This window comes from Oikeobacillus pervagus, from assembly GCF_030813365.1.
GTDB classification, from domain to species: Bacteria; Bacillota; Bacilli; order Bacillales; family DSM-23947; genus Oikeobacillus; species Oikeobacillus pervagus.
Genome location: NZ_JAUSUC010000023.1, coordinates 17,287 through 35,520, shown reverse-complemented (window position 1 = coordinate 35,520; position 18,234 = coordinate 17,287). Strand labels below are relative to the sequence as shown.

The 18,234-nt window shown below is 37.8% G+C and carries 12 protein-coding genes and 1 CRISPR repeat array; of the genes, 7 read left to right on the top strand and 5 right to left on the bottom strand.

All coding sequences use genetic code 11. The features are described from left to right. From cas3 to J2S13_RS09990, 5 genes are all read left to right on the top strand, one after another. On the top strand, window positions 1-2,322 hold the full coding sequence (gene cas3 / locus J2S13_RS10010; protein ID WP_307257609.1) for a CRISPR-associated helicase Cas3': 2,322 nt from the start codon (window positions 1-3) through the stop codon (window positions 2,320-2,322). Between the two features lie 14 nt (window positions 2,323-2,336). Then, window positions 2,337-2,852, top strand: a complete 516-nt coding sequence (cas4, locus tag J2S13_RS10005; RefSeq protein ID WP_307257608.1) for a CRISPR-associated protein Cas4 — start codon at window positions 2,337-2,339, stop codon at window positions 2,850-2,852. After that, the gene (cas1b, locus tag J2S13_RS10000) at window positions 2,842-3,825 is read left to right on the top strand and encodes a type I-B CRISPR-associated endonuclease Cas1b (RefSeq protein WP_307257607.1); all 984 of its coding nucleotides are present in this window, start codon (window positions 2,842-2,844) and stop codon (window positions 3,823-3,825) included. The genes cas4 and cas1b overlap by 11 nt, the downstream gene beginning before the upstream one ends. Before the next feature lie 6 nt (window positions 3,826-3,831). After that, window positions 3,832-4,095, top strand: coding sequence for a CRISPR-associated endonuclease Cas2 (gene cas2, locus J2S13_RS09995; protein ID WP_307257606.1), 264 nt, complete (start codon window positions 3,832-3,834; stop codon window positions 4,093-4,095). Window positions 4,096-4,249: 154 nt separating this feature from the next. Beyond that, window positions 4,250-6,238: a CRISPR direct-repeat array (repeat unit 29 nt; unit sequence CTTTTATCTGAACGTAGTGGGATTTAAAG). A gap of 170 nt (window positions 6,239-6,408) precedes the next feature. Further along, a complete protein-coding gene (locus tag J2S13_RS09990; RefSeq protein ID WP_307257605.1) occupies window positions 6,409-6,864 on the top strand; it encodes a flavodoxin in 456 nt (151 codons plus the stop codon). A 56-nt stretch (window positions 6,865-6,920) separates the two neighbouring features. Here J2S13_RS09990 and J2S13_RS09985 read toward each other — a convergent pair whose 3' ends face one another. Continuing rightward, complete coding sequence (locus J2S13_RS09985) at window positions 6,921-8,246, bottom strand: short-chain fatty acid transporter (RefSeq protein ID WP_307257604.1); 1,326 nt, start codon at window positions 8,244-8,246, stop codon at window positions 6,921-6,923. 414 nt (window positions 8,247-8,660) lie between these two features. Between J2S13_RS09985 and acsA the strand changes: the two genes are divergently transcribed. Continuing rightward, complete coding sequence (gene acsA, locus J2S13_RS09980) at window positions 8,661-10,379, top strand: acetate--CoA ligase (RefSeq protein ID WP_307257603.1); 1,719 nt, start codon at window positions 8,661-8,663, stop codon at window positions 10,377-10,379. Between the two features lie 325 nt (window positions 10,380-10,704). Here acsA and J2S13_RS09975 read toward each other — a convergent pair whose 3' ends face one another. Then, the gene (locus J2S13_RS09975; protein ID WP_307257602.1) at window positions 10,705-11,283 is read right to left on the bottom strand and encodes a beta-class carbonic anhydrase; all 579 of its coding nucleotides are present in this window, start codon (window positions 11,281-11,283) and stop codon (window positions 10,705-10,707) included. A gap of 323 nt (window positions 11,284-11,606) precedes the next feature. Between J2S13_RS09975 and queF the strand changes: the two genes are divergently transcribed. Beyond that, window positions 11,607-12,104: a preQ(1) synthase gene (gene queF, locus J2S13_RS09970; protein ID WP_307257601.1), complete on the top strand. Its 498-nt coding sequence runs from the start codon at window positions 11,607-11,609 to the stop codon at window positions 12,102-12,104. Window positions 12,105-12,281: 177 nt separating this feature from the next. Here queF and J2S13_RS09965 read toward each other — a convergent pair whose 3' ends face one another. The 3 genes from J2S13_RS09965 to J2S13_RS09955 all read right to left on the bottom strand — a co-directional run bounded on the left by J2S13_RS09965 (window position 12,282) and on the right by J2S13_RS09955 (window position 18,156). Continuing rightward, complete coding sequence (locus J2S13_RS09965; RefSeq protein WP_307257600.1) at window positions 12,282-12,464, bottom strand: hypothetical protein; 183 nt, start codon at window positions 12,462-12,464, stop codon at window positions 12,282-12,284. A 402-nt stretch (window positions 12,465-12,866) separates the two neighbouring features. Beyond that, complete coding sequence (gene metH, locus J2S13_RS09960) at window positions 12,867-16,313, bottom strand: methionine synthase (RefSeq protein ID WP_307257599.1); 3,447 nt, start codon at window positions 16,311-16,313, stop codon at window positions 12,867-12,869. Beyond that, window positions 16,291-18,156 (bottom strand): bifunctional homocysteine S-methyltransferase/methylenetetrahydrofolate reductase, encoded by a 1,866-nt coding sequence (locus J2S13_RS09955; protein ID WP_307257598.1) that lies wholly within the window; start codon window positions 18,154-18,156, stop codon window positions 16,291-16,293. Before J2S13_RS09955 ends, metH begins: the two co-directional genes overlap by 23 nt. Window positions 18,157-18,234: the final 78 nt, after the last annotated feature.

Sequence of the window (18,234 nt, the reverse complement as noted above, 5' to 3'; positions counted from 1 at the left end):
GTGACAACTTTTTTCGCAAAATCGAAACCTGATATCTTAACCGTCCGAGAACATACGGAAGATGTTGTTGCAGCAGTGGAGGTGCTTCGCCAGACTTATGGCGAACATCTCCAATTCCTTACTAAGAAAGAATGGATGTTATTACACTTTGCTGCAAAATACCATGATGTAGGTAAATATAGTGTTGGATTTCAAACCCGAATTAAAGCAGCAATACAAGGTGTATCCGCAAGTAAGAATCATGAAAATTATCCACATAATTATTTATCTGTTGCAATGATTCCGTTTGAAGACTTAGAAAACCACTATGAGCTTGATTTAAAAGATTCCGAGTTGTTATCGCTAATAGTTGGATTTCATCATGAACGTGATCGTCAACCAATGAAAAAAGAGATTATGTCTATTTTTAAAGAACAAATTGAGAGCTATATTGATGAAATAGAAGAGCAACAAAGTGTGAAAATAATACGTAAACCAGATTCTACACTATTAGAAGTACTAGAGAATCGAAGTAGAATTTGGAGGGACAACCGGAATTTATCAAATGAGCAAAAACGCTATATATTATTAAAAGGTTTGCTTCATAGGGCTGATTATGCGGCATCTGCAAAGAGAAAAAATGAAAAAGTGGATACCTTTGTCGAACAAGCAGTCGATTGCTCCATTGCAAATCAGACAAAACAGTATATGAAACAAAAAGGGTATTCGATACGAAAAATTCAAAAGTTTGCAGGCGAACATCAAGATAAAAATGTATTGTTAGTGGCACAAACAGGTAGTGGGAAAACTGAGGCCGCATTTATGTGGATAGGCAATGAGAAAGGATTTTTCACTTTACCATTACGGGTTAGTTTAAATGCAATTTATGATCGTGTGGTTCGTAAAGGTGAAATTGGGTTTACAGAAGCTCATTTGCTTCATTCGGGAGCATTCGACTATTTGATAGATGATCAGGAAAAAAGTTCATTTGAATTAACTACACAGCAAATGCTACACGCTCAATTGCTTGCAGGTAAGTTAACTTTTTCAACAATTGACCAAATTTTCAAATTTCCACTATTGTACAAAGGCTTTGAAAGAGAGTTGGCCACGCTTGCTTACTCTAAAGTAGTTATAGATGAAATTCAAGCTTATGATCCCCATATTGTAGCCATATTAATTAAAGGGATTGAAATGATTCACCAACTTGGTGGGAAGTGGATGATTATGACAGCTACTCTTCCTGCTATTTTTATAGAAGAATTGGAGAAAAGAAATTTATTAGAAGAAAAATCTACAGTGAAACAGATCACGCTACTGCCAGACGATCGAAGTCAAGCGACTGAAAAAATGCCACGACGTCATCGAATCAAGATATTACAAAGTAACATTTTAAATTGTGTAGATAACATACTCGAACTCTCATTTGATAAGAAAGTCCTTGTTGTTGTCAATACGGTTAAGAGGGCTTTAGAAGTGTATGATGCGTTAAATGGTGAAGAGCAATCAGATGTGTACTTGCTTCATTCACAATTTATCGCTAGAGATCGAAAATTATTAGAAAATAATATTAAGAGTTTTGGACAGTTGAATAATGATTCTCCTGGTATTTGGATTACGACTCAAATTGTAGAGGCGTCAATAGATGTTGATTTCGATATTCTATTTACTGAGGCTGCAACTCCTGATGCATTGTTTCAGCGCTTCGGAAGATGTAATCGTAAAGGAAAAAGACCAGGAATGTTTGGTGAAGGTTTTACACCTAAAGAGCCAAATGTTTTTATTTGTGCAGAAGAGGCGTCAGGTATTGATTCAATCTATGAGTACTCCATTGTATCAAATGGACTAGAGTCTTTAAAAAATTACGATGGTGAATTAATGGATGAGGAAACCAAATTAAGAATTGTAGAAAATGTGTTTAGTCGTGAGCAACTGGAAGACAGTGAATATTTAAAAACATTTGACCAATCTATAATGGAATTAAATCATTTAACCCCATTTAAACTAGATTCGAAAGAAGCACAAAATATATTACGAGATATTCATAGCTGTCTTATTATACCAGGTCAAGAGTTAGGGGATGAAGCAAGGAATTTAGTTGAGTTATATTATCAGATGTCAAATGAAGAACAGATAGAACGAAAAAAGATTATCCAAGAGTTAAATCAACTAACGGTATCGGTCAATAAGTTTTCGTTTGAGTATAGAGCAAAGAAGGAACGACTAAGTGTGTCTTCCTTGGACCAGAAGGCTTTTCTACATTATAAAATTGTGAATGCTAAATATAGTAAGAATCGTGGATTAGAATTAGCGTGCGATGACGTAAATAGTAGATTTTTTTAATGGAGAGATGGGTTATGAAAGGTGAGGTTGGAGGATTACACATTCAATATTACTCAATTTGTAAAAGGAAATTATGGTTGTATAGTCGCCAAATTTCATTTGAAACCGCACATGAAAAGGTAATTGAAGGTACATTGTTGCATGAAGGATCTTATAAAAGAAAGAAAAAAGAAATTATGTTAGGAGATCATGCAAAAATAGATGTGTTAGATCAACAATTTGTCCAGGAAACAAAACTATCTAGTAAAATGCAAAAAGCTGATGAACTGCAACTGCTCTATTATCTATATTTACTCAAGCAGCGAGGAATAGAAAAACGAGGCCGCATTGCTTATACGAAGGAAAAGAAAGTTGTTGAAATTGAACTGAATGAAGAAAATGAAAAGAAAATCCGTAAAGTGATTGCTGAGGTATTTAAAATTATTGAAAGTGAGCAAACTCCCAAATTAGTAAAACTCCCTTATTGTCGTAATTGTGCATATTTCGATTTTTGTTTTGCCTTAGAAGGGGGAGATGATGATGCGACGTGATATTTATTTGTTTTCAAATGGAAGATTAATGCGTAAAGACAATACATTATATATTGTTTCGGAAGATGGAATAAAAAGAGCAGTACCAGTTGAACAGGTAGAAAATGTTCATCTTTTTGGCCAAATCGATTTGAATAGTGCCTTATTTAATTTTTCGGGTCAAAAAGAGGTAATGCTTCATTTTTATAATTATTATGGATTCTATACAGGGTCGTTTTATCCAAGAGAACATAGTGTTTCTGGAATAGTTACAGTTAAGCAGAGCGATCACTATTTACGAAAAGAGAAAAGGTTATTTTTAGCAAAATGTTTTGTCCAATCTGCATCATTTCACATGCTGCGGACATGTCGTAAGAGAGGGATACATGGGTATGAATCTGTACAAATAATAACTGAACTGAGTAAGAACATTAGAGATGCGAAAGATGTACAGCAAACTATGGGAATAGAAGGAATGATTCGTCAACATTATTATCGAGCATTAAATGAGTTAATTCCTGAAGAATTCACATTTGCAGAAAGGACGAAAAGACCTCCTCGCGACCCTTTCAATGCTTTAATTTCATTTGGAAATACAATGATGTATACATCTGTTTTATCTGAAATATATAAGACACAGCTCAATCCAACTATTAGTTATTTACATGAGCCTTCTCAAAAACGTTTTTCTCTTTGTTTGGATTTAGCTGAGATATTTAAGCCATTACTTGTTGATCCGCTTTTAATTACACTTGTAAATAAGAAAAAAATCACATCAAAACATTTTGAGAATCATGATGGAATGGTTTACTTGAATGAAATGGGACGAAAAATAGTTATTGCTGCTTTTGATGAGCGACTTCAGCAAACAATTCGTCATCGAAAGTTGAAACGAAATGTTTCTTACTGGTATTTAATTCGCCTTGAATGCTATAAACTAATTAAGCATGTAATTGGGGATACACCATACATTCCGTTGAAAGCGTGGTGGTAATCAAAAATGTATGTAATTATTACCTATGATGTAAATGAGAGAAGGGTTGGAAAAATATGCAAAAAGTTAAAAGCCCATTTAACATGGACACAAAATTCCGTCTTTGAAGGAGAAGTAACAAAGGGACCATTTTTGAAGTGCCGCCAAGAGGTGGAAAGCATTATAAATATAAATGAGGATAGTATTTATTACTATATAGTTGAAAATCCTAAGCATATTCGTAAAGAAATTATAGGCGAAGAAAAAGGACAATTTGATTGTTTCTTTTGAATTGGTGCATTTTGGAATTTGTACTTTTGAATATGAGAAAGTCTTGATATGATAGGGTTTATAGTATGATTGTGTAATTGTTAAAAATACCACATTGATGGTTCGCCGCAAACTAACCAACAAAAGCATTGATTTATTGCGGTTTTGGGTTGGGCTTTTATCTGAACGTAGTGGGATTTAAAGGACATATAACCAATTAAAAGAAAAAGCAGGAATATCTACTTTTATCTGAACGTAGTGGGATTTAAAGAACGTCGGTACTAACATTGATATTGACGCCCGTTATCCTTTTATCTGAACGTAGTGGGATTTAAAGGGCTTCAAACCTCGGGTATATCCCATTATTAGACACCTTTTATCTGAACGTAGTGGGATTTAAAGAAACTCAAATTCGGCGTCAAACTGGCTAATGGCTGTGTTGCTTTTATCTGAACGTAGTGGGATTTAAAGAATGATTTAAGAGATTTATTGGGTCAAGTGCTTGGAACTTTTATCTGAACGTAGTGGGATTTAAAGACGAAAAAACAAGCATCCACTAACCAATCGGCACCACTTTTATCTGAACGTAGTGGGATTTAAAGATTGCGTATGAAATTACTAGGGACGGTCTATACGACACTTTTATCTGAACGTAGTGGGATTTAAAGTACGATCACCAGGAGGAAACTATGGAATCCGCATCCTTCTTTTATCTGAACGTAGTGGGATTTAAAGACGCTAAAATGGCAGCAGCCGACGAACGTCGTAAACCTTTTATCTGAACGTAGTGGGATTTAAAGATGGCTGGGGAAGACGAGGACGAAGACGGCCCAGGACTTTTATCTGAACGTAGTGGGATTTAAAGGGAGGGTTGACATATGCGATTGAACATTTAGTTTCTCTTTTATCTGAACGTAGTGGGATTTAAAGAAGAGTAACTGCATACGATAATGACGGTAACGACCTTTTATCTGAACGTAGTGGGATTTAAAGGCCACTTATCTGCTTTTAATAATGGGATGCCATCCGCACTTTTATCTGAACGTAGTGGGATTTAAAGAGGATTTCGCCTGTTTTTAGCCATATCTGTTTAGCCCCTTTTATCTGAACGTAGTGGGATTTAAAGGTTGTTTTTTAACCAGCTGGAATTTCCGTTGTTTCCCTTTTATCTGAACGTAGTGGGATTTAAAGTTGGAAAAAGTGATTCTGATTATAGTTGGATCGATACCCTTTTATCTGAACGTAGTGGGATTTAAAGAACGTAATTATAGTCGAGGGCAATACCGAGCGAAGTCTTTTATCTGAACGTAGTGGGATTTAAAGACGTCTTTAAAGTGTTGACCTGTTTCGTTTAGTTGTCCTTTTATCTGAACGTAGTGGGATTTAAAGTCGTACTTGATTTCAGAACACTCTTCTAACCAAATTCTTTTATCTGAACGTAGTGGGATTTAAAGGTGTAAAGCGGCGGTAAGCGGAAAGAGGAATGCACTTTTATCTGAACGTAGTGGGATTTAAAGCTACCGTGATTCCCATATAGGCTAAGATAGGCATCACTTTTATCTGAACGTAGTGGGATTTAAAGCATTAAACAATTGTGATGCGGCATAACCGAAATGTCTTTTATCTGAACGTAGTGGGATTTAAAGTACTAAGTCTAAAAAGATTGAAGTAATCACAAGCAACTTTTATCTGAACGTAGTGGGATTTAAAGTTTTCAAAAAAGCTTGAATGCGCTTTTCGGCTTCTTTCTTTTATCTGAACGTAGTGGGATTTAAAGCGTGATAGAGTTAAGGATTTTATGGGGCCTGAAACCTTTTATCTGAACGTAGTGGGATTTAAAGTTGTCAGCTAGTAATTGATACATTTTTTTGGTTTGCTTTTATCTGAACGTAGTGGGATTTAAAGGTGTTGACGAAATCAGCATAATCCACGTTTGTCCCACTTTTATCTGAACGTAGTGGGATTTAAAGCGATCATATCTCTTGTAATTCTCTTTTTTTCAAAGTCTTTTATCTGAACGTAGTGGGATTTAAAGACAGGAATAACTCAAAACGTAAAAGACTTATTATCCTTTTATCTGAACGTAGTGGGATTTAAAGTATTGCGTATTCTTCATGAAATTTATCATTTTCATCCTTTTATCTGAACGTAGTGGGATTTAAAGGTGAAGTTACATTTCCGAGTGGAATTCCAACCTCGCCCCTTTTATCTGAACGTAGTGATGTAAAAGAAGGATCTTTATTTGCAGAAAGGACGAAAAGACTTGTATTATCTGAACATAGTGAAATGCAAAGGTTTCAGAACATGTACACTATAGGGGAAAGGGGAAATGATATGAAAGTAATCATCGTCTATGCAAGTATGACTGGAAATACAAAAGAAATCGCCCATTTGGTAGCGGAGGGCATCGAGGAAAAAGGGGTGGAGGTTGAAGTTAAAGATTCTTTTGAACTATTGGCGAATGAGCTTTTGCCTTATGACGGGATTCTATTAGGAAGTTATACATACGGAGAAGGTGAAATCCCTTGGGAAATGGCGGACTTACACGAAGAAGTGCAAGATTTAGACTTGGAAGGGAAAGCAGTAGCCGCATTCGGTTCAGGAGATACATCCTACCTTTACTTCGCGAGAGCCGTTGACATTTTGGAAAAAACAATGCAACAACAAGGAGCTACTGTCATGCAGCCAGGATTAAAAATAGAAGGAATGCCCGAAAATGAAGAAGAGCAGCAATGCAAACAATTTGGCGTGAAATTTGCGGAAGGTTTAGTGAAAAATCTAAACAGGTGAATACTCGGTGTATTCACCTGTTTTTGGGTTTCTAAATTACCTTTAACTATTAACTGTCATAAAAACAAAAATACTAAGGAAATAATGACACCGCTTACAAAGAATACGATGAGGCAAAATCCCATAATATCTTTTGCTTTGAGTCCAGCGATTGCTAATGCTGGTAATGCCCAAAATGGTTGAATCATATTGGTCCAGACATCCCCCCATGCTACAGCCATACCAGTTTTCGACATGGATACTCCCATTCCTTGTGCAGCTTCTAACATAACAGGTGCTTGCACGGCCCATTGTCCACCACCGGATGGTACGAAGAAGTTAACAAGCCCTGCGCTCCAAAAGACAAGCATATGGAAAGTGTTCTCTGTAGAAATGGAAACGAAAGCTTCAGACAATACATTTGCTAAACCAGAGGAAACCATGATTCCCATTAATCCCGCATAAAAGGGGAACTGAATAATAATCCCACTTGAACTTTTCACAGCATTTCCTACTGCAGTTAAAAATTTCTTCGGAGTCTTATGGAATAAAATCCCTAAGAATAAAAAAGTAAAATTCACAATATCTAAGTTAATATTTAAGCCATTATTCTTTATGTAAAAAAATAGAAATGCCAGTCCAAGAAGACCTGTTAATAGTGATAAAATTCGACTATTCTCAAGACGATCGGCAGGTGTCACACTTGATGTTTCGATGGAGGCCGCTTGAAATGAATCTCTTTGTTCTAATAATGAGCGATCAATCACAATCGTTTCATCCTTTGGAGGTAGCATAAGCCGATTAACGAATGGAATGATCACAAAAAGTGCAACGACAATGACTAAATTATATACCGAGAAAATAGTTTCACTTGTTGGAACAATTCCAATAATATCTTCAGTAAAATGGTCTGGAGTTGCAATTGTTAGTGGAATAGACCCTGAAAGCCCCCCGTGCCAAAGCAGGAACCCACTGTAAGCACTTGCAATCAATAGCCGATAATCGACACCCTCTACTTTTTTAGCCAGCTCTTTTGCAAATAATGCTCCAATGACAAGACCGAATCCCCAATTGATCCAGCAGGCTATTAAAGAAATAACTGAAACGAGAATGATTGCTTGCCCTGGAGATTTTGGAATGCCTGCGAGACCACTTAGAATTTTATTAAAAAATGGACTGCTTGCTAATGTGTGCCCGGTAACAAGTATAAGTACCATCTGCATGGTGAACGCTAATAATCCCCAAAATCCACCGCCCCAATACTCAACCACTTGTGTTGGTGTACTATCTGTCAACACCAACGATAATCCGGCTACAAAAAAAGTAAGAATAATAACGAATAAAAATGGGTCAGGCAAATAGCGTTGCATTAATTTGTTCGACAATGAAATAAGTACTTTCAAATACAATTCCCCCTTAAGTATTATTTTGGAAACTCTAAAAATCCTACTATAAAACTAAATTTCCAGATTATTCAATCAATTCCTCTTTATATTTCTAGACAACTTTTTTCATATTATGACATTTTTACCTATTTTACTTTTTAAAAAACATGCGTAAATTCCCGTATTGATCATTAGTCGATTGATAAAGAATTTAAAGACGGGGCATTATATTGTTAGTTATCGGGATCAAGTTGCTTAAAAGGAAGTAGTGGTGTGATGAAAAGGAGATAATAAAACCACTTTTTTGACAAAAACTTAAAAGAAAATACATTATTTTTAAAAAATATTTTGAAAATTGTAACACCTGTGTTGTATAATAACAACAAGAGATAATTACATTCTGTTATATAACATAAACTAGGGGGGCAAACAATGGGGACAAATGCTTTAGAAAAAGAATTAATGCCAACAGGTACGGATGCTAATTTACAAAATTACGAAGAAGCCGTTCGAACAGCTGGTTGGGAAAAGGCTGCTGAGCACTTTACTTGGTTTAAAACAGGAAAAGTGAATATGGTGCATGAAGCAATTGATCGTCATGTGGAAGAAGGCAAGGGGGATAAAAAAGCTCTTCTTTATACGGATGGTGAACGGGAGGAAGAATATACTTATTCTGAATTGAGTAAGCTTTCATGCCAATTTGCGAATGGTCTACGTTCTAAAGGAATTGAAAAGGGTGATCGTGTCTTTATTTTTATGCCACGTAGTCCTGAATTATATATTTCGGTTTTAGGAATTCTTCGGATTGGAGCTATTGCTGGGCCATTATTTGAAGCTTTTATGGAAGAAGCGGTTAAAGATCGTTTGCAAGATAGTGGTGCGAAAGCGGTTGTAACCACTCCAGAATTATTATCCCGAATTCCTGTCGATGAATTACCGGATTTACAATTTGTGATCTTAGTCGGGGGCGATGAAAAAGGGGAGAACATCGTCACTTTCAATGGACTCATGAATGTTTCTGATGAGCATGTCATCGAATGGATGGAAAGAGAAGATGGAATGCTTCTTCATTACACTTCTGGTTCTACTGGAAAGCCAAAAGGAATTCTTCAAGTTCATGATGCGATGATCCACCAATATGTCGCTGGAAAATGGGTATATGATTTACATGAAGACGATGTTTATTGGTGTACAGCGGATCCCGGTTGGGTAACAGGGACATCTGCGGGAATGTGGTCTCCTTGGTTAAATGGTGTAACAAATGTTCTTCGCGGTGGTCGCTTTAAAGCGGAGGACTGGTATAAGACACTAGAAAAATTCAATGTTACGGTTTGGTTCAGTGCTCCTACAGCTTTTCGTATGTTAATGGCGAGTGGGAATGAACTACCGAAAAAATATGATATTTCAAAAGTACGACATATTTTATCTGCCGGTGAGCCATTGAACCCAGAGGTTATTCGTTGGGGAATGGACTCATTAAATCGTCGCATTCACGATAACTGGTGGATGACTGAAACAGGTTCATCGATTTGTGCGAACTTCCGTTGTAACCCGATTCGTCCAGGGTCTATGGGGAAACCTGTGCCAGGTATTACTATGACGATCATTGATGATGATGGCAATGAGCTTCCACCACGTCATATGGGGAACCTAGCGATTAAACCAAAATGGCCGGCGATGCTCCCTCAAGTATGGAATAACAAAGAGCGTTATGAGTCGTATTTCTTAAATGGATGGTTTGTCTCAGGGGACTCTGCCTACCGTGATGAGGACGGGTACTTCTGGTTTGAAGGTCGCGTTGATGACGTTATTAACACTTCTGGCGAGCGTGTTGGGCCATTCGAAGTGGAAAGTAAACTAGTAGAACATCCAGCTGTTGCAGAGGCAGGAGTTATCGGTGTACCAGATCCAGTTCGTGGAGAAGTCATTAAAGCCTTCATTACATTGCGAGAGGGCTATGAGGAAAGTGAAGAATTGATGGTAGAAATTCGCAATTTCGTCAAGACTCGCCTGGCAGCACATGCCGCACCTCGAATGTTTGAAGTGCGCGAAACAATGCCAAAAACACGTTCAGGAAAAATTATGCGCCGTGTCCTAAAGGCTTGGGAACTAGGACTACCAACAGGCGACCTTTCAACAATGGAAGATTAATATTCAAGACAAATACACCGGCGGTTACCGGTGTATTTGTCTTAAAAAGATTTAATATAATCTTTTAATAGAAACAGCAAAATAAGAATAACTGAAATGAATATCCACCTTTTCGATAGTTTTTATATTTTTTTCTGCTTAAGGGTCTTTTATTTTTCTGAGACAATAAAAAAGGGGCTGTCTCAAAAGTCCATTTTAATATGAATTTTGCCCAAATTAAAAACCCAAGAATGTTGATATGACAGCATTCTTGGGTTTTGCATTTTACCGATTTAGGCTTAGAAAACTACTTTTCGGACAGCCCCTTTGTGCGAAAGAATGTGATTTAGTTATTTACTTCTACTTTCTTATAGCCATCTACGACTAAATCCAATTTACCAGTGTGTGGTTCAATCACGAGTCCATGAACAGGAATATCATCAACCATAAGTGGGTGAGTTTTGATCATTTGAACACTATGTTTGATACTTTCTTCTACACTGTTAAAACCTTCTAACCATTGGTCAATGTCTATTCCGGCATTGCGCAATGTATCAATTGTCTCCGTTTTGACTCCTCTTTTAGCCATGTCTTCAATGATTTTCGCACTTTTTAATGAACTCATTCCACAGTCATGATGACCAACAACTAAAACTTCATCTGCTTGTAATTGGTAGACAGCGACCAAAATACTTCTCATAATACTTCCAAAAGGATGATTGACGATTGCTCCGGCATTGCGGACGATTTTAACATCCCCATTTTTAAAATTCATGGCCCGTGTAACTAATTCAACCAATCTCGTATCCATACAAGTCAAAATGACAACCTTTTTATCAGGAAACTTCGTAGTCGAATACTCTTCATATAACTTCTCATCCACAAACTTCTTATTATATTCCATAATCTCATTTAACAGACTCATAATAAAGCACCTCATTTTCCACTACGTTACTAGTGTTTTCTAAACTGTATAAATATTTTAACAAAAGAACAACAACCGGACAAGGCTATGCCGGAAGTGTAAATTTAAACCAGGTGCCAGGCACCCTCCAGAAAATGGAAATTCAATCAATTTACAATAGGGGTGTTGTGTTTTATAATGAGTAGGTCTGATGAAGTTGGGCTGTTTTGTAGAGGTTCAAGCCTTAACTCTCTGAAAAAATTATGGATTGTAATAGTATGTGCAAACCATATCCATTTTTTAGGGTGTGGTTTTATTTTTTATAATGCTGGGAGGTATGAGTGATGACAGGGAGAAAAGATGAGGAGTTAACGGATCTGTCGCTACTAGGGAATCAGGGGACAACATACCCGTTTGAATATACACCAAATGTATTAGAAACGTTTGATAATAAGCATCCAGATCGGGATTATTTTGTGAAATTTAATTGTCCGGAATTTACTAGTCTTTGTCCAAAGACTGGACAACCTGATTTTGCCACTATTTATATTAGCTATATTCCAGATATAAAAATGGTTGAAAGTAAATCATTGAAATTATATTTATTCAGTTTCCGAAATCATGGTGACTTCCATGAAGATTGCATGAATATTATAATGAACGATTTAATAGAACTGATGAATCCGCGTTACATTGAAGTATGGGGGAAATTTACTCCAAGAGGCGGAATTTCGATTGACCCGTATTGTAACTGGGGAAGACCTGGAACAAAATATGAAAAGATGGCCGATTATCGTCTTATGAATCATGATTTGTACCCTGAAAAAGTAGATAATCGATAAGATCATAGGCCCGCTCATTTTGAGAATTCGAGCGGGCGTTTTTTATCCCACTTAACCGGCAGAAAACCTACCCCTCAAAATGATTCGGACATAAAAAGACAGGTGGAGGATCACTGCCTAAAGGTCCGCGATCAGTTCAACTTAACATTCATTGGGGAGGAAGAAAATCCCTACTCTTTATAAATTATTATTTTGCTGTTCGATTTCCCCCCGACCAATCAATTCATTTGCTACTTCTAAATGACTATGCTCATTGACAGAATCTCCAGGGTAATATTCATTTATATCAGATGCAACCCCAGCTTGTGGTGTCTTTGGGATCATAGGGGATTCCTTTGAATGAAAATCCTTTTTCTTCATACCTTCAACTCCTTCTTCTCATAGTATGAAGCCGATGGAGGGAAGTTATGAGTAGGACTTCTATTAATTTTTTTGGATTAGTTTTCTATCTTACTTGGAGAGGGGATGTTCCTCGGTCGTTTGATCATTTCCCGAATGGATATGCCTATTTCCCTGAGAGATATGCACTAGTTCAAAGAGGAATTGCATATTTCCCGAAATATATGCTTATTTCCGGCAAATATATGAACTACTTCATAAGATAATTGCACTAGTTCGCTGAACGTCCTATATTCTCACTGAAAAAGGGTCTCTAATTTCATGAATTTACACTTTCACTTCTCCAATCCCCTCAAAAAACACAAAAAGAAACTTGGGTGGTTCCATAACCTATCCCAAGTTTTATTAATTTGTATGAAATTTTTAATATACATTAAAATATCTTGCATCTGGATGTGCGAAGACAATTGCTGATACTGATGCTTCTGGTTCCATCATATAGCCATCTGTTAAATGGACTCCGATTTCTTCTGGCTTTAATAATTTAAATAATTTTTCTTGGTCTTCTAAGTTAGGACAAGCTGGATAGCCAAAGGAGAAGCGTTGTCCTTGATATTTTGCTGCGAATCGATCTTTCATTGTAAAATCAGTGCTGTCTGGGAATCCCCAATGGTCGCGCATTTCCTGATGGATCCTTTCGGCAAAACCTTCTGCCAATTCTAGTGCCGTCGCTTGGATGGCATGACTTTGTAAAAACTCTCCCTGTTCTTTTAATGCTGTGGCTTTTTTTCGAACGTCAAAGCCTGCTGTAACAACGAAGAAGCCAACATAGTCCATTTCTCCGCTCTCTTTACTCTTTAAATAATCGGCTAAACAAAGGAATGGAGCTTTTTCCTGTCTAGGGAAGGTGAATCGTTCCATTTCCGTTTTTTCATCTTCTGGATCATAAATGATAACATCATCCCCATCGGATTGGGCAGGAAAAAATTGATACAGAGCCGCTGTTCGTAATTTTCCGGAATATAGAAAGGAATCGACCATTTCCTTCAAAGCAAGTGCACGGGAATCTTTCTCTGCTAACAGTTTATCTACCTTTCCCTTTAAGCCAAGGTGATGGCCAATTAAGGTTTGCAAATTAATATAAGGAGTTAAATGAGCAATTGAGTAATCACGCAATACCCGTTTTCTCATGTCTTGAGGTTTGAAAACCGGCACATCAGTTCGGACCGTTTTCTTCGGCTTCTCTAAGACCGCCACATGATTAGAAGATTTCATTGTTGCTCTATAAGCTTCCACTTCCTTCCGCTTTTGTTGTTGAGCGACTAATTCAGTTAAAAGCACTTGTTTTTCCTCTTTATTTTGTAAGCGATTCGCCAAAGATAATCCTTCCATGGCATCTTTCGCATATAAAACAGGACCTTCGTAATTGGTTGAAATCTTTGTTTCGGTAAACCGTCGAGATAGGGCGGCACCTCCGACCATCACGGGTACATCAATTTCAAACTGCTTAAAATCTTGGACTGTCAAGACCATTTGTTGAGCAGATTTTACAAGGAGACCTGAGAGACCAACGATATCTGGTTTTTCTCTTTCAATCGCCTGAATGAGTTCATTAGGTGATACCTTAATACCGAGATCCACGACAGTAAAACCGTTATTACTTAAAATAATATCCACTAAGTTTTTCCCGATATCATGTACATCGCCTTTTACAGTGGCTAAAATGATTTTTCCTTTTCCAGCATCATCTGTTTTTTCCATTAAAGGTTCTAGAAAGGCAACAGCTGCTTTCATGACTTCCGCACTTTGTAAAACTTCGGCAACGATCAGTTGGTTGTCGTTAAATAATCTACCGACTTCTGCCATCCCATCCATTAATGGGCCATTAATAATGTCTAATGGACTGTCAAAAATCGTTAACGCGTTCTTTAAATCGGGAATTAACCCTTCCTTCGTACCCTCCACAACATAATAGCTTAAGCGTTCTTCAACCGTTTTCGGTAATTCACTTTCTTTCTTTTCTTTCTTCTTATCACGATAAAAGTCGGCGAAAACCGCAAGCGATTCATCAGATGTTTTGAATAAAAGATCCTCCGCCATCTTAATTTCATCATCAGGGATAGAGGCAAAACGTTCTAATTTTTCCGTATTCACAATCGCGTAATCCAGTCCAGCCTGGGTACAGTGGTATAAGTAAACGGCATTTAATACTTCACGACCAACAGGAGGGAGACCGAATGAAACATTACTTACACCGAGAACGGTTAAACAGTTAGGCAGATGTTGTTTGATTAAACGAATCCCTTCTACTGTTTCAGTTGCAGAGCCGATATATTGCTCATCCCCAGTTCCGACAGGGAAGACGAGCGGGTCAAAAATTAAATCTTCTGGTTCCATTCCCCATTTATGAACAAGTAAGTCATGGGAGCGTTTCGCAACTTCTAGTTTCCGTTCACGTGTCACAGCCATTCCGGTTTCATCAATTGTTCCGACGACGACGGCAGCTCCATATTTTTTTACGATCGGGATGACTTTTTCAAATCGTTCTTCGCCATCTTCTAAATTAATAGAGTTAATAATCGCTTTCCCTTGTGAGAATTTCAATGCTTCTTCGATTACCTTCTCATCTGTAGAGTCAATGACAAGTGGAACTTTCACTTTTTTCACGACTTCCTGGATGAACTGGCTCATATCATGAAGTTCATCGCGATCAGGGTTGGCTAAGCATACATCGATGACATGCGCACCGCCTTTTACTTGAGCACGTGCAACTTCTGCTGCTTCTTCATATTTTTCTTCGATGATGAGTCGTTTAAATTTCCGCGATCCGATGACATTGGTTCTTTCTCCGATAAATAATGGTCTCATTGAATCATCGTAAAGAAGCGGTTCAATACCGGAAACTGCATGTCCATGTGGCTTTTTTTGCGGAACACGAGGTGGATATTGACTTACGACTTCTCGAATGGCGCGAATATGTTCAGGTGTCGTTCCACAACAGCCACCGACAATATTTAACCAACCTTTCTTGGCAAACCCTTCAATTTTTTTCGCTAATGATTCGGGGGATTCATGATAACAGCCCTCTTCATCTGGAAGACCTGCATTTGGATAGCAACTCACAAATCCTTTTGATAAATCAGAGAGTGAGCGGAGGTGGTCCGTCATAAATTCTGGTCCAGTCGCACAGTTTAAGCCAACAGATAAAGGTTTCATATGCTCAACGGATAAATAAAAGGATTCGATATTTTGTCCCGCTAATGTCGTTCCCATTGGCTCAATAGTCCCTGAGATCATGATAGGGACTTTCTTACCTGTTTTTTCAAAAGCTCTTTCAATCCCAATGAATCCCGCTTTAACATTGAGCATGTCTTGGCTCGTTTCAAGTAAAAGTAAGTCACATCCGCCATCGATCAACGCTTTCGCTTGGATTTCAAAATTTTGACTTAATGTATCAAAATCAATCCCACCCGTCACCGACAAGGTTTTGGTAGTGGGCCCCATTGCCCCTGCAACAAACCGAGGGTGGTTAGGAGTTGAATATTGAGAAGTGCAATATTTGGCAATTTCAACCGCTTTTTTATTGATTTCATAGGCTTGGTCACCTAGACCATATTCATTTAATACGATGGGAGTACCACCAAACGTATTTGTTTCAATAATGTCAGCACCGGCCTCTAAATATGCCATATGAATTTTCTCGAGTGTTTTGGGTGAAGTGATGTTCAAATATTCATTGCAGCCATCATATTCCTCACCGCCAAAGTCCTCTGGAGAAAGATCGGCTTGTTGTAGCATTGTTCCCATTGCACCGTCAATAATTAATATTCGCGATTGTAGTTCTTTCTCAATTAAATGTTGAATGGACATGGACAATCCCTCTTTCTAACTTTTTGGCATCTAGCTCATGGATGTATGTGACCAATTCTTCCGTCATATCATACCGAAGAAATGGAGTGATTAAATAAATCCCGTGGAAAAGTTCGTGAGCTGTATTAATTAATTCTTTGGCAATCGAAATTCCTTCTTGATGTGACCGCGTTTTGTCATTTTCACAAGCTTTCATCCGGTTAAGTGTTTCTTCGGAAAGTTTAATCCCGGGCACTTCGTTATGCAAAAATTCCGCATTTTGTGAACTTGTTAATGGCATAATTCCGATATAAATTGGAGTGGATAAATGCTTAGTTTTTTCATGGATTTCAATAATTTTTTCTTTCGTAAAAACAGGCTGGCTGATAAAGTAATCGGCCCCAAACCCAATTTTCTTTTCCAATCGTTTGACTGCTCGATCTAAAATGCGAACATTTGGATTAAAGGCAGCGGCAACTGAAAAATTTGTTTTTACTTTTAATGATTTCCCTGAAAAAGAAATCCCTTCATTCAATTGTTTGATTAGCTGGATGAATTCCAGACTAGAAACGTCATAAACAGAAGTGGCTCCTGGAAAATCCCCGACCTTTGTTGGATCTCCCGTAACAGCCAAAATATCATGAAGACCTAAAGTATGTAATCCCATTAGATGAGATTGTAGGCCAATTAAATTTCGGTCACGACAAGTGATGTGGACAAGCGGACGGATTTGATCATTTGACTTTAATAAAGTTGCCATCGCCATGTTGCTAATTCTTGGGGATGCAAGGGAGTTATCGGCCATCGTAATCGCATCAATTCCCGCTTCTTGTAAACATTTTGCTCCTTCAAAAAAAGATGTGGTGTCTAAATGTTTCGGTGTATCCAATTCAACGATGATAGAACGTTCATTTTTCGCTTTCTCATGGAGGGGAGGCACTGTCGATATTTTTCTGGATTTCACCAAAATTGGTGTTTTCTCTTTTACCTGCTTTTCTGTAATCGGATGTAACCCCTGTAAGGCTTTTTTCGCCGCAGCGATATGTTTCGGTGTAGTCCCGCAACATCCGCCAATAAGACGAGCACCTTCATTTCTTAGTTTAACAGTAGCCTTTCCAAAATAGTCAGCTTCTGATTCATAGACAATCCTGTCATCGACCACATCCAGAAGGCTTGCATTCGGATAAGCAGATAAGAAAGCTTTCTTTGGTAGGGCGACTTCTTCCAATGCTAGAATTGTATGATGTGGACCTAGTCGGCAGTTAACGCCAACGACATCCGCCCCCAAAGCTTCTAACTGGCATAAAGCGTCGTTTAATGGCAACCCATTTTGTAGCACACCTGGTTCATGCATCGACACTTGAGCGATGATGGGGAGATCGGTCATTTTCCGAGCTGTATGCACAACCGTTGTAATTTCCTCTAAATCATAATATGTTTCCAATAGAAGGCCGTCGATATCTTCGCTAAGTAAACTTTCGGCTTGTTCGCAAAAGGCGACCACAATCTCTTGAAGAGTAGCATCACTTTTTCGAACACCTCGAATGCCACCAATCGTCCCAAGAACGAATGTGTCATTCAATCCAGCTGCTTGCTTTGCAATTTGAACCGCTGCTTTATTTATTTTTTCTCTCTTATTTTCCAATCCGTAACGAGCTAATTTTAACGAGTTTGCACTATACGTATTCGTTTGGATGACATCCGCTCCTGCTTGAATATAATCTTGGTGAATCCGTCTAATGACGTCGGGCTGTGTTAAGTTTAATTCTTCATAACAAAAGTCAATCCCATATGAATAAAGGAGAGTACCGATTGCGCCATCAGCAGTAAGCACTTCCTCTTTTAGTCGATCCAATAGATTCAATCTCAGTCACTCCTTTTTCCAGATTTCAATAATAAAAAAAAGCCTTCTATAATAAGAAGGCTTGATTGGCTGTAATCA